Source organism: Paenibacillus sp. WLX1005 (assembly GCF_046603685.1).
In the GTDB taxonomy this organism is placed as follows: domain Bacteria; phylum Bacillota; class Bacilli; order Paenibacillales; family Paenibacillaceae; genus Saccharibacillus.
In genome coordinates this window covers 1,008,995-1,022,054 of sequence record NZ_CP176756.1, presented here as the reverse complement: position 1 = coordinate 1,022,054, position 13,060 = coordinate 1,008,995, and the positions used below count along the sequence as shown (strand labels likewise).

Below are 13,060 nucleotides of genomic sequence, written 5' to 3'. Positions count from 1 at the left end.
TGCAAAAGAAGCCTTGAGCGTGAATGCCCGTGAGGTGCATCTAATGCAAGCTGTATTGAAATGCAATCATGATATGGATTCAGCCATTGACCTATCCAAACCTTCGTTCCTTGCTCATTGTTGAGCTTGCCGTTGGTTCCACTCATCCCATGTCATTAGCGGCTGCTCCGGTCGTGCCGGATGCGGCAGCATAGCAAGAAGTTCAAGAGAGTGACCATCAGGATCGGCAAAATAGATCGAAACCGCAGGCATAAATGGAAAAACAATCAGTTCACCGGCATCCTGCACCGATTCACCGTAAAAATTCTGAGCAGCAATGCCCAATTGAGCAAGCTCATCCGCAGCGGTATACAATGTCTCCACATCCGTGGTAAACGCAAAATGCTGGCGCTGTACGAGCGGAGACGGATAGTTTTCACGGATGCCCAACATGGAAGTCCCCGGCTGACCGATCCAGTAAAAACGGCTTTTGCGCTGCGTATCATTATGCAAAAGAGTAACGCCTGGCAGTTGTTCATAAAACCGGGCGGACGCTTGTACATCACTTACATTAATATGCGTTTCAAAAATACCTTGTATCATAGTATGCACACTTTCTGTCGGTATGATATGGGTATCTTGTTGCCTATCCTACCGGCGAATTACTCATTCATAGATTAGATCGAGCAGCTAATGCACTCTTCTACAGTCAGACGCTTCGTACGTGTGTAGTACAGAGATTTCAGACCTTTTTGCGCGGCATACAGGTAGTAACGTGCCAGCTGGCGTGTCGTTACGTCACTGCTTACGTGCAGAACGGTCGAAATACCTTGATCCACATGCTGCTGAACTTCCGCAATCAGATCCAGTACTTTGAACTGATCCATCTGATACGCGGATTTGTAATAGAAGAAGTTATCTTGCTGCATATACGGCATTGGGTAGTACGTTGTCGAGTTCGCATACGTACGAGTCTCAATTTGTTCAACGATTGGCATTACGCTGGAAGTCGCATTTTGGATGTACGAAATGCTTGCGGTCGGCGCAATTGCCAGACGGTACGCATGGTACAGACCGTGTTTCATTACATCAGCTTTCAGGTTTTGCCAGTCAGCTGGTGTAGGGATGGTCATGCTACCGAACAATTGTTGTACGCGTGCTGTCGTTGGACGGTAGTCAGTAGACAGGTAACGGTCGAAGTAGACGCCGCTAGCATAGTCGGATTTCTCGAAGTCCATGAACGTTTGACCGGCTTCGCGCGCGATCTCCATACTTTTCTCCAGCGAGTAGAAGTTCATCATCATGAAGAATGTACGAACGAAATCTTTGGCTTCGTCACTTTCATAAGCGATTTTGTTCTTCGCCAGATAGCCATGCAGGTTCATGACGCCAAGACCGACGGAACGCATCTCACGGTTTGCTTTGGCTACGCCCGGTGCATTCGCAATGTTGGTCATATCGCTGACAGCGGTCAGACCCATGATGCCTTCGTGTACGGATTCGCGGATTTTGCCTAGCTCCATCACGTTAACGATATTCAGGGAACCGAGGTTACAGCTAATATCGCGGCGGATGATGTCGTCTACGCCATAATCTTTAATTTCGGTTGTCTCCTGCAATTGGAAAATCTCGGTGCACAGGTTGGACATTTTCACCGAACCGATACTGTTCAGCGCGTGGAATTTGTTGGCGTTACTTTTGTTCATAATATAAGGATAGCCGGATTCCAGCTGGATACTTGCAATCTTAGTCAGCATGTCGCGTGCGCTCATGATGACTTTCTTTTTCACACGATCATCTGCCAGCAGTGTATCGTACATCTCGTCGATGTTCATGTCGTCCAGATGTTTGCCGTATGCTTTGTATACGCTATATGGAGCGAATACGTGCAGCAGTTCGTTGTCCGCCGCCAGTTTGTAGAAACGGTTAGGCACGATCAGTCCGATCGACAGTGTTTTCAGACGCGTACGCTCGTCGGCGTTGATCTTTTTGCTATCGAGGAACTCTAGGATATCCCAGCCGAAGATGTTGTAGTATGCAGCACCGGAGCCTTTACGTTGACCCATTTGATCGGCATAGGAGAACGCATCTTCCATCAGCTTCAGTACTGGCATGATGCCTTTGGCTGCACCTTCCACGCCTTTGATCGGCTCACCGCGTCCGCGCAGCTTGGAGAGGTTGACCGCTACACCGCCGCCGATTTTGGACAGCTGCATGCATGTATTCAGTACATAGTTGATCGAATTGAGGGAATCGTCCATTTCCAGCAGGAAGCACGATACCATCTCACCGCGACGGCTTTTCCCAGCATTCAGGAATGTCGGGGTTGCCGGTTGCAGACGCTGCTCCATCATAGAACGTGCCAGCGTCTTGGCGTTGTCAGCGTTACCGCGACCGAGATGCAGAGCGACTACAGCGACACGATCTGCATAATGCTCCAGATATTGTGCGCGATCGTTCGTTTTTACCGCATAGTCTTTGTAGAATTTGGAGGCTGCCATATAGGAAGGAAATTGGAAGTTGTAGCTGTGTGTAATCTCGTACACCTCTTCTACATCTTGTGCACCATAGTGGAGGTACATATCCTCATAATAGTCGTTGTCGATCATGTAGCGTACTTTGGACGTTGTGTCCGCGAAGCTCATGCTCTTCTCGTCAACTTCCTTCATATATTCCAGAACCGCTTCTTTATCTTTATCCAAACGGAAAAAACCGTTATCGTCGCGTTGCATCAATAGGTTGTTCAATTCAATATGCCGCAATTTTTTCTACCTCCTGTACGAATCGTTGTGCATCTCCTGTCGTGCCGGACAGTTCAAATTTGTATACGATGGGAACGTTGTAAAGTGCTGAGATCAGATCAGCGCTTTTGCCAAAGTTGTCACCCCAGTTGCGATTGCCGCTCGCTGCTACGCCGAGCATACGGTTATGGTTTCTTTCCAGAAAATGAGTCACCCGTTCCGGAATCTGACCGAAGCCAGTCGTGTAGGTGACCAATACAAAAGGTTCATTCAGTTGCAGCGCTTCTTCAATCTGTACCGCCTGCACTGATGCATGTTTCAATTTTCCGATAAACCGCCGTACATTGCCCGTCTTGGAATCGTACGCAATCAGCATGGGATGACATCTCCTTTTCAACTCAATATGTAGTATAGGTGTGCTGTACAGCTCAGCTTCCTCATCACCGGTAACAACCCGCTGAATTGCTGATTCCCCACTGTGTCAGCCGCTCTTACAAAGCATTACCCATATATTGTCCCCTAAAACATCCGTTCATCAATATATGGGAGATGTTTTTGAGTGTATACCCTATATATTGTGTTGTCAATAGCGTACGAAAGCACGAAACGTAAGTGCTCACGTGATGATTTGCAGCACTTTTCCCTTTAAAAACAAGAACTATTCAGCACATATGCATCGTTGTGACTGCCGGTATGTCGTCAAAAAAATAAACTGCTTGACATACTATATATGGTTTGTTCCTTCCACCGTTTTGTCTATCATTTCCAAAACAAGAAACGTAGTCGGAACGATAACATTTTTGGACACTCAAGTATAAAACTTTACTGCTTTCGATCTAAAAAAGCAAATGAAATTTACCTCATTTTAAGAAAGTTCATAATTGAAAAAGCTTGCAACAATCTTTTTGATTTCTTGATGTCATATCGGTGCGAATGTTGCAATTGCAGATTTGTTAATGTACCGCCATTTGGGAGCGGATTCAGAAGCTTGTCTTGAAATGATGAGGATGAAAACAATCATTTTGCGATGAGAGGTGTTGTATTTGTGAATAGGATACTGAGAAGTCAGCATGGCGAGTCACGTTTCTTCTATAGAAGTCATGATTGTAGGATTGCGAGCGCAAACACTGGTATTAGGTAGGATATTTTGCTTGCGCAAAAATCACTTTTTATTGAACCCTGTGTTTGGAGGGCGCAAACACTTGAGCAGTAAGATATTTTGCTTGCGCAAAAATCACTTTTTATTGAACCCCGTGTTTGGAGGGCGCAAACACTTGAGCAGTAAGATATTTTGCTCTCGCAAAAATCACTTTTTCATTGAACCTCGTGTTTGGAGGGCGCAAACACTTGAATCAAAATATTTGATAGGATGTTTGTTATGTGTTTATTTTGGTGCTGTACTAAGTGCGCGAAGGTAGGCGGTATACGGTTGGATCGATGTATAGATTATTTTTATGAGTACGGTACAAGGTACTGTCTTCACTTAAAGCCTACTTTACAACCCGGAATAATTGATCATACACTGTGTTCAATCCTTCATGACTCATTATTTTAATATTCATTTGTTTAACGTTCATTTAATTATTGTTGAATGGTATCCACTTTGTTATTGCTGTACTTGTACAATCTCCAATCAGGCTCTACTCCATCTACTACGGATGTTCGTTAGCGATCAATATATAGGAGGATATCTCGTCATGACACAATCGGATTTTGAATTGCTGGCGGAGGCGGATTGGTATTTCCGCAAAATGGTACGCAAGTTTGTGAAGGAGCGTGATCGGATTACGATTGATGGCATTACGCTACCGGGAATGTTTATTTTGCACAAGATTATTGAAGATGGTGAGCAGCGGCTTGGCGATCTGGCGGAGGAGCTGGATTTTACGTCCGGGGCGATTACAGCGGTAAGTGACAAGCTGGAGAAACGGCAACTCGCGATTCGTCGACGATTGCCGGAAGATCGTCGTACGGTGCTACTGACGGTAACGGAGCAAGGTCGCACCTTCTATGAACGACATCGCAATATCGGTGCGGCGTGTACGACGCTCCTCTTTGGCGAACATAGTCAGGAGGAGCTGCAACAGCAGATTACGCGGTACCGTGAGATGACCGAGCGACTGAATGGCTTTTCACAAGCGATTCTGGAGCTGGCAGCAGCCAATGGTCAGCAGGACGAAGTAGACACACAAGTGGCAGAAGTGGCATCTATGTCCGCTTCGGTAGCACAGACGGGATCGACGCAGGCAGCAAGTTCTCATCCAACTGGAAAAGATACAGCTGGTACTGGCAACTATACAGCGACACCGGATCAGCAACAGCCAGATGCAGCAGACCAAACGACACCTCCTTCGCATGAAGCGACAACGCAGCAGGATCAATCGCACACGCCGGATAAGCGCAAGACACCGAAGACGAAACCTCGTTTTCTCAGTTATTGAGCAATATAGCTTTGGTAGCTGTTACGTTATTTTCCTAACGATGCTTACACATTGACCTTTAAAGGAGAGATTGCATTATGGGACATCCTAGCATTTATCCAACAGGCACGACGTTGTACAACCCGGACAAAGCGGCAAGTGGGTACACGATTTATCAGGCGGCGGATACAGGGGCGCTCTTGATTGATATGAGCGGACGCGAAGTGCGGCTGTGGCAGGGGTTACGCGGCTTTCCGAACAAAATTTTGCCCGGTGGTCATGTGCTTGGCAGTACGGCTCAACGCGATCCACGATATTCGTTTCAGGATGAGGCGGATCTAGTACAGGTGGATTGGGATGGCAATATCGTTTGGCGCTTCAACGGTTATGAGTATATCGAAGACCCAGACAATGAACCGCAATGGATGGCACGCGCCCACCATGACTATCAGCGCGAAGGCAGCCCGGTTGGCTACTACTCGCCCGGTCAGGAGCCGAAGACCGAAGGCGGCAATACGCTGATCCTTGTCCATAAAAATGTACATCATCCCGACATCTCCGATAAGGAACTACTGGACGACGCTATTATCGAGGTGGATGCACAGGGCAACATTGTGTGGGAATGGGTGTGCAGTGAGCATTTTGAGGAATTGGGCTTTGATGCAGCGGCACGGGAAACGTTGTACCGTGATCCGAATACGCGCTATTTTGGCGAAGCTTCCGGAGCAGGTGACTGGATGCATATCAATTCGATGTCGCTCGTTGGACCGAACAAATTTTACGATGCCGGAGATGAGCGCTTCCACCCAAACAATATTATCTGGGATGCGCGGGAGACGAATATTATTGCCATTATCGACAAAGCGACAGGCAAGATCGTCTGGCAACTTGGACCGGATTATTCATCACCAGAACTGGAGCATATCGGCTGGATTATCGGACAGCATCACGCCCATATCATCCCGAAAGGATTGCCGGGTGAAGGCAATCTGCTCGTCTTCGATAACGGCGGCTGGGGCGGTTATGGCGAACCCAATCCATCGTCACCAGACGGGGTCAAACATGCGTTACGTGATTATTCGCGTGTACTGGAGATCAATCCGGTCACATTGGAAATTGAATGGCAGTTTACACCGACCGAGGCAGGCTTTACTGCGCCGCTCGATTCGTATCAATTTTACAGCCCGTATATTAGTTCGGCACAGCGTCTGGCAAATGGCAATACGCTGATCACCGAAGGCGCGGACGGGCGCATTCTGGAAGTGACTGCACAGCATGAACTGGTATGGGAATACATCTCCCCTTACAAAAATAAACGCAATTCCAATATGGTGTATCGAGCCTACAGAGTTCCATATGAATGGATTCCGCAATTACAGCTGCCAGTAGAACAGCCTATTGAACGACTGGATGTAGCAACCTTCCGAGTACCAGGTGCAGCACCTGCGGGACGGCTGGAGGAAGATGTGGTAGCTGTTGCGGGTACGCAGGAATATGGAGATGGCGCATTCTGCGTCGCGGATATTAACGAACGTCCGCGTACTGGGGAGGCGGAGGCATGATCATCTCTCTCTTCTCTTCGCTCCGCCGTCGACGTGCTGGATTCAAAGGCTGGTCTGTCACGCTATCCCTGCTCCTGCTCATGTTACCATTACTCGCAGGTTGTGCACCCGGCTCCAATGGGTCGCAGCAGGTGAGCGCTGATGGCAAGCTGACACTGAATATCGCGGATACACTATCCAATCCTGTATTCCGTATCGCCAAAACAAAAGGATTCTTCGATAAACAAGGAATTGATGCGAATATCATTACATTCGCTACACCAGCAGAAGGTATTAATTCACTCTTCATCAAGCAATCGGATGTCGCATTTGGCGCAGATTATCCTGTGCTCAATGCAGTCAGCAAAGGCGCGTACTCCATCATCGCCTCGACTGGCACAGGAACGGACGCAAATGCCGCCCAGTGGAAATTGTTCGCACGCTCCGATATTACCGAGCCGTCTCAGTTAAAAGGGAAAAAGGTGAGCTTCTTACGCGGAACCTTTTTGCCGTATCTGTGGGAGCTGTATCTAACGGAAAATGGGCTGGCAGCTACTGATGTGGAGCAGATCGGTCAAGGCGGGTTTGACGAAGCATATGTAGCACTACAAAAGGGCGATATCGATGCTGCGTGGGTCACCAATGCCGCCATGCTGTCTAAGTTTGAAAAGCTGGACGGTGTGCATGAACTGAGTGATATGTCCAAAACGAGTCTACGGCTCGCTTCCGGCATGGTCGCGCCGAATGAACTGCTGCAAAACCATCCCGAAGCGGTCAAAGGGCTATTGACTGCGATCAACGAAGCGCAGCAGTTCATCGACGAGAATCCAGAGGAAACGGCGGATATTCTCTACAAAGAAGTGAAGCAACCGCGTGAATCGACGCTTGAGGATTTGAAAACCAATGCGTGGGAGCTGGGCTTCACACCAGCCGCCTACGAAAGTCTGGAAAAGCAAAAGGAATATATGGTGCGCACAGGCGTGATCAAAGCCGACTTCAAGCTGGATGACAAGCTGAATCTGACTGCCCTAGAGCAGGCACTGCCGGACTCGGTAACTTATAAAAAGCAATAACAAGCCTGTACGCTACACAATAAGATGGCTCTACAGCAAGTAACAAGAACAATGTACAAAATAAGCAATAGTAGCGATTCAACGATGTAAGACAAGGAGCAGAACCGAAGTAACACAGACAGCAACATTTTGTGCAACAAACCACCAGCATGAATATCAATATCAGATCAGATAGCAAACAACTGCAAAATGTATGCGACGCTTGCTCAACTTATTTTATCGTCAAAGGAGGCTCAACGATTATGCCCCTTCCCTTCTCTCGTAAGACGCTGTCGGCTTCATCGCCTACCGCCCCCATCTCGTCTGCTGCGGCTGTGCCGCCGAATGATTCTGTAGCAGGCAGTAGTACGATTACGATCCGTGAGCTGGACAAAAGTTATACGCCTCGCGCCGGTGACGTGCATTATGTGCTCAAACATATTGATCTGACCGTGCGCAGCGGGGAATGCTTTATCCTGCTCGGTCCGAGTGGCTGTGGTAAGTCGACGCTGCTCAACATGATCGCTGGTTTTATATCCAAATCGTCCGGTACGCTGCAAATCGGCGACCGTGATATCGACAAGCCCGGCAGTGATCGGGCAGTCGTATTTCAGCAGGCAGATGCGTCCTTATTTCCATGGCTCACAGTTCGGCAAAATGTCGAGTTCGGATTAAAAATGAAAAAAGTACCACGCGCGCAGCGCCGGGAAACTTCTGATCATTATTTGCAAATGGTTGGATTATCAGCACATGCAGACAAGTATCCGGGCGAATTGTCCGGCGGTATGAAGCAGCGCGTGCAATTGGCGCGGGTGTTGACCAATGACTCGGATATTTTGCTAATGGATGAGCCGTTTGGTGCGCTGGATGCGATGACTCGGCGGACGATGCAGCGCGAGCTGGTTAACATCTGGCGGCAGACGGGTAAGACGATTATTTTCGTAACGCATGATATTCAAGAGGCGGTGCTGCTCGGTCAGCGGGTAGGTATTATGTCCGAAGGTCCCTCTGCCCGTATCGCTGAGCTGTACGATATTCCGCTGGAATATCCACGCGATCCGTCATTGCCGGAATTTTATGAACATTTGCGGCATATCCAATCCCATTTTGATGAATAACAGGCAGGTGATCTGATGACCACTCATATATTGAATCTTCTTTCGCGAAAATGGATTAGTGTGCCGCTACTGATCGTATTGGTGGTATTGATCTGGCAGGTAGCGGCATGGCAGTATGGTCCAGAGATTGTACCCGGTCCGCTGGAAACGTGGAATGGCGCGGTTGAGCTGGCAGTGGACGGCTCGTTATGGCAGTATATCGGGATCAGCTTTTACCGGGTGATTAGCGGCTGGCTGCTAGGCAGTCTGATCGCCATCCCGCTCGGGCTAATCATTGGCAAAGTGCGCATCATTCGTATCTTCGCAGAACCGGCGCTACATTTTATCCGCTTTATCCCGCCGATTGCGTTCATTACGCTGTTTCTCGTCTGGTTCGGCATCGGTGAGCAGTCCAAGATCGCGCTCATCACATATGCAACGCTATTCATTGTGGTGATGAATACGCTGACTGGCGTACTGGCGGTGCAGGAGGATAAAATCCGTGCCGCCCGCAGTATGGGCGCGTCGGAGTGGCAAATTCTGCTGCATGTGATGATTCCATCGGCGGTGCCCTATATATTTACCGGCATTCGGCTCGCAATGGGCACATCCTATATGGCGATTATCGGGGCGGAAATGATCGCCGCCAACGAAGGGGTTGGCTTTCTGATCTGGAATGCACGGCTGTACTTCCGTACCGACTGGATCTTCGTTGGGCTAATCTGCCTTGGCATCATGGGCTTTACGACAGATCGGATTGTGCAATGGCTGGGGCGATTGTTTCTATCTCGTTACGGTCTGGTCGATGCCAGCCCTGTGCGCCGCGCTTAACTAATATGTATCTCTTCATCTGTATGTGCCTCTATGTGCCGCAGCCTGCTAAGATCGAGGCTGTGGTTTTGCTTGCTTCCCTTTTATTTTCTAATGACGTGAGTGATCGTACATAGCGGACATATAGATCAGGATTATCTTTCCAAATTCTATAATTTTAAATAAATACCATATAATGTATAATAAAAAAGCAATATGAAAGCGTATACAAAAAAGGAGGAATTTGATGTTTCATTGGATTGGCAAATGTATTCTACTCGCAGCGCTGGTGATCGCAGGCTTTGCTTCACCGGGTCTTGTGAGTAACGTCTCTGCTGCTGCCCCTTCGGTAGGTTCGGTTCCCGCTTCATCCATTCCCGCTCCAACGGGTAGTGGCGTGATGACCTTCAAGCTGCTGAATGCAACCAATGGCGCTTATTCGGACAGTCAGGTGTACTGGGGCATTCTCGGTATCAATCCGGCGACCAAGCAATGGAGCTACTTGACCAGCTTTGGCGAGCTGCGCCCAATCTCTGCGGCGCTGAATGATGCTTCTGGTCATCTGACCAAAAATGGTGTCAATTACGCCAACATTTACAGCACAATCGCCCAGAAGGAATGGGTGAGTCTGCCGAAAATGGATTCTGGTCGCATGTTCATCTGCGTTGGCTCTCCCTGTTATATCAAAACGTACAACGACGGCTTTGCTGGACCGGATATTAACAATCCGTCCGATCCGAATCTGAATGTGTATTTTGATTTTGTGGAGTTTACGGTAAATGATTCCGGGTATCATGGCAATACGACGCGTGTAGATGGATTCGGCTTTCCGCTGCAACATCGTCTGGTGAATCGTGCGGGCAACTATGATCGTACCGTGGGCGAACAGGAATCGGAAACACGGGCGAGTATTTTTAGCAAGTATAAGAGTGAAGTACCCACCGCGTTCAAAGGGCTGGCAGATGTGCAAGCGCCGTACCGCATCGTAGCGCCGATTCACGGTTCGTTCAAAGCAGGTGGGGCGAATGCGAATTATTTTGCCGGCTATGCGAATTATACGACGCAGGAGATTCTGCTCTGTAATGGAGCGTTGCAGGAATCACCTGGCATTTGCTCGGCGATCAATCGGCATGTGTATAGCAATCAGGCGGATTGGAACAATGTAGCGGCGTATTACAAAGCGGCTCCGGCGAATTATTACGCGAAGTTCTGGCATGATCATAGTATTGGCGGGCTGGCGTATGGGTTTGCTTATGATGATTATAATCAGCAGGCGGCTTATCTTGAGGTGGGCGATCCGAAAGGGTTGATTGTTCGAGTGGGCTGGTAGATGTTCATTGTTTGCTAGTTTTTAAGTTTGGCATGTAAATGACTGAAGAGGTGGTTGTGCAGCAAGCACTCCGAAAAGGAATACGGGAACGGACTCCGGTGGAGCTACGAGAATCTACGGATTAGGATTGCATGTAGATTCTCGCACCTCCAAAGTCGTCCTTTTCCCGTATTTCCTTTTCTCCGTTACGTGCGAGTTGCAACATATTTAATAATACAAAAACGTAGAGTCAACATGAATATTCCAGATGGTTTTTAAAATAATGATTATGTATGGTGTAGTAAACCAGCTCGATATAATGTCCTGATTTTTTAAGGAACATATCGAGCTGATCTTGTTGTATTTATGGAATTGCTTCTATTATTAGCAAGCATGTACGAATACAGCAAAAGGCAAACCAGTGCGTACTGATTTGCCTTTTAGGATTACATATATTGTGCTTCGCTGTCTAAATCCCTACGGTGCTAGATATATGCTAGATAATCAATCTATTCTTTCCTGCATCTCCATAATGACCTGTACCCCTAAAAGCTATACCAGATCCTTCTCCAGCACAATCTTGAATGACCCTCGTGCATCGGTAAATGTATCTACAATATCAAAGCCATACTGAATATTCAGCAGCAGCATATTGCGCCAGCGATTCATTGTTTTCGTCTGAACTTTGCGGTATCCAGACTGGCGCAGATGATTGTGCTGCATGTCCATTAGCATTGATGCGATGCCTTGCTTACGATAATTGGGATCGACACCTCCAAGCCAGCTATAGAACGTATTCTGATCCTCCATTAACGGATAGCCGATTTTGTAGCCGATAACTTTGTCTTCATCCAGTGCCACGATCGTTAGCAGCTTATTGATATCGGGTATAGTGACATTATTATGTATTTTTTGAATGAGTCCGTCATCTTCTCGGGCTGCAAATATAGATTCATGCAGCGTAGCGATATGCTGGAGCATATCTGTTTCTGGCATTGCATGCAGTTTGCGATATTCATATGTGGTGACAGCAGGATATTGGTGTTCAGATTGTGCCTGTGCAGATGTATTGGAATTAGATTTCACTGTATTTATAGTTGTGGAGAATTCAGTTTCTGGCTCAGTAAGCTTCTTGTTTGTCATAGATGTAGACTCCTTTTCGTATAAAATAAGTGGATGTTTGCTGCTCTTTGGATCTCTATGCTTTGCGTACTTTTTCGTTGGATAGGCGTAGTAGATAACAGCCAATAAAATACCGACGCTCGTGCCAAGCAACGTTGCATCAACATAAGACATACATTCCTTACTCATTTAGCAGTAAACGCAGACCAGCATGGGAATCCACAATCGATACTGTTATCAAACGGTTGGCTAAAAACAAATAAAACAATCCGACTATAAACCTATAGCTCCTATACTTGATTAACCACATTTCAAATTGGTCATACACTCCTCGTTCTCTCGCCTACATTCACTTATAGCAAGAACGCTTATTCTGTTCAGAATCGCAAGTGTATTCTCCACTATAAGTCGTAGAGCGTCTACATCACTGTATATCTAATCGTCATTTAAGAATCGTACCTTTGCGGATGATTGGTTTCATTCAACAGATAGTCAATGCTCACATTGTGGAACCTTGCAAGCTTGATCAGGACTGCCGTTGGAATATCAAGATCGCCGCGTTCATAGCGAGAATATGTCGTCTGCGTAGTATGAAGCATATTCGCCATCTCCTGCTGAGTCAGGTCCTTATCTTCTCTCAAATCGCGTATACGTTTGTACATTTCACATCACCATAAATCATCATATTTTATGCGAAAACTGCATATTATTTTTATGCGTTTTTCGCATAAAAAGTGAATTCATAATCTGGAATGATGAGGTGAATGTATGAGTGGATTAATCGAAAATATGTATTATGCTTATTTTAGTCAACAACGAAAACATATAGTGTCCAGCGAAATAAACTCTATTCAGTCAAAAATAAGCTTACCTCTCACACTTCTTCAAAGCGCGCTCAACGACTCACAATTGCAAATAAAAGGAACGTATCCATTATAGATACGTTCCTTTTCATGTTCTACTATGCTACGCAATCTATCGCTCACATG

The 13,060-nt window shown here is 47.1% G+C and carries 11 protein-coding genes; 6 read left to right on the top strand and 5 right to left on the bottom strand.

The window, feature by feature from the left end; translation table 11 throughout:
* Positions 1–114 precede the first annotated feature (114 nt).
* The 3 genes from ACE3MZ_RS04485 to nrdI all read right to left on the bottom strand — a co-directional run bounded on the left by ACE3MZ_RS04485 (position 115) and on the right by nrdI (position 3,096).
* Positions 115–582 (bottom strand): VOC family protein, encoded by a 468-nt coding sequence (locus ACE3MZ_RS04485; RefSeq protein ID WP_411345290.1) that lies wholly within the window; start codon positions 580–582, stop codon positions 115–117.
* Between the two features lie 74 nt (positions 583–656).
* A complete protein-coding gene (nrdE, locus tag ACE3MZ_RS04480) occupies positions 657–2,741 on the bottom strand; it encodes a class 1b ribonucleoside-diphosphate reductase subunit alpha (protein WP_411345289.1) in 2,085 nt (694 codons plus the stop codon).
* A complete protein-coding gene (nrdI, locus tag ACE3MZ_RS04475; protein WP_411345288.1) occupies positions 2,728–3,096 on the bottom strand; it encodes a class Ib ribonucleoside-diphosphate reductase assembly flavoprotein NrdI in 369 nt (122 codons plus the stop codon). Before nrdI ends, nrdE begins: the two co-directional genes overlap by 14 nt.
* A 1,321-nt stretch (positions 3,097–4,417) precedes the next feature.
* Here nrdI and ACE3MZ_RS04470 point away from each other — a divergent pair.
* The 6 genes from ACE3MZ_RS04470 (at position 4,418) to ACE3MZ_RS04445 (ending at position 10,970) form a co-directional block, all read left to right on the top strand.
* Complete coding sequence (locus tag ACE3MZ_RS04470; protein ID WP_411345287.1) at positions 4,418–5,161, top strand: MarR family winged helix-turn-helix transcriptional regulator; 744 nt, start codon at positions 4,418–4,420, stop codon at positions 5,159–5,161.
* Positions 5,162–5,238: 77 nt separating this feature from the next.
* Positions 5,239–6,702 carry an aryl-sulfate sulfotransferase gene (locus ACE3MZ_RS04465; RefSeq protein ID WP_411345286.1) on the top strand — a complete coding sequence of 488 codons (1,464 nt, stop codon included), beginning with the start codon at positions 5,239–5,241 and terminating at the stop codon, positions 6,700–6,702.
* A complete protein-coding gene (locus ACE3MZ_RS04460; protein WP_411345285.1) occupies positions 6,699–7,754 on the top strand; it encodes an ABC transporter substrate-binding protein in 1,056 nt (351 codons plus the stop codon). Before ACE3MZ_RS04465 ends, ACE3MZ_RS04460 begins: the two co-directional genes overlap by 4 nt.
* Before the next feature lie 242 nt (positions 7,755–7,996).
* Positions 7,997–8,851: an ABC transporter ATP-binding protein gene (locus ACE3MZ_RS04455; protein WP_411345284.1), complete on the top strand. Its 855-nt coding sequence runs from the start codon at positions 7,997–7,999 to the stop codon at positions 8,849–8,851.
* A 15-nt stretch (positions 8,852–8,866) separates the two neighbouring features.
* The gene (locus tag ACE3MZ_RS04450) at positions 8,867–9,661 is read left to right on the top strand and encodes an ABC transporter permease (protein ID WP_411345283.1); all 795 of its coding nucleotides are present in this window, start codon (positions 8,867–8,869) and stop codon (positions 9,659–9,661) included.
* Between the two features lie 226 nt (positions 9,662–9,887).
* Positions 9,888–10,970: a glycoside hydrolase family 64 protein gene (locus tag ACE3MZ_RS04445; protein WP_411345282.1), complete on the top strand. Its 1,083-nt coding sequence runs from the start codon at positions 9,888–9,890 to the stop codon at positions 10,968–10,970.
* A 531-nt stretch (positions 10,971–11,501) separates the two neighbouring features.
* On the opposite strand, the gene ACE3MZ_RS04440 is transcribed toward ACE3MZ_RS04445, so the two are convergent.
* Together ACE3MZ_RS04440 and ACE3MZ_RS04435 are read right to left on the bottom strand one after the other, a co-directional pair.
* Positions 11,502–12,092 (bottom strand): GNAT family N-acetyltransferase, encoded by a 591-nt coding sequence (locus ACE3MZ_RS04440; RefSeq protein ID WP_411345281.1) that lies wholly within the window; start codon positions 12,090–12,092, stop codon positions 11,502–11,504.
* Between the two features lie 425 nt (positions 12,093–12,517).
* Positions 12,518–12,733: a helix-turn-helix domain-containing protein gene (locus tag ACE3MZ_RS04435; RefSeq protein ID WP_411345280.1), complete on the bottom strand. Its 216-nt coding sequence runs from the start codon at positions 12,731–12,733 to the stop codon at positions 12,518–12,520.
* Positions 12,734–13,060: the final 327 nt, after the last annotated feature.

Coding starts and splice junctions, on each gene's coding strand:
- ACE3MZ_RS04485 (WP_411345290.1), bottom strand. CDS start 582: ATGATACAAGGTATTTTTGAAACGCATATTAATGTAAGTGATGTACAA.
- nrdI (WP_411345288.1), bottom strand. CDS start 3,096: ATGCTGATTGCGTACGATTCCAAGACGGGCAATGTACGGCGGTTTATC.
- ACE3MZ_RS04470 (WP_411345287.1), top strand. CDS start 4,418: ATGACACAATCGGATTTTGAATTGCTGGCGGAGGCGGATTGGTATTTC.
- ACE3MZ_RS04465 (WP_411345286.1), top strand. CDS start 5,239: ATGGGACATCCTAGCATTTATCCAACAGGCACGACGTTGTACAACCCG.
- ACE3MZ_RS04460 (WP_411345285.1), top strand. CDS start 6,699: ATGATCATCTCTCTCTTCTCTTCGCTCCGCCGTCGACGTGCTGGATTC.
- ACE3MZ_RS04455 (WP_411345284.1), top strand. CDS start 7,997: ATGCCCCTTCCCTTCTCTCGTAAGACGCTGTCGGCTTCATCGCCTACC.
- ACE3MZ_RS04450 (WP_411345283.1), top strand. CDS start 8,867: ATGACCACTCATATATTGAATCTTCTTTCGCGAAAATGGATTAGTGTG.
- ACE3MZ_RS04445 (WP_411345282.1), top strand. CDS start 9,888: ATGTTTCATTGGATTGGCAAATGTATTCTACTCGCAGCGCTGGTGATC.
- ACE3MZ_RS04440 (WP_411345281.1), bottom strand. CDS start 12,092: ATGACAAACAAGAAGCTTACTGAGCCAGAAACTGAATTCTCCACAACT.
- ACE3MZ_RS04435 (WP_411345280.1), bottom strand. CDS start 12,733: ATGTACAAACGTATACGCGATTTGAGAGAAGATAAGGACCTGACTCAG.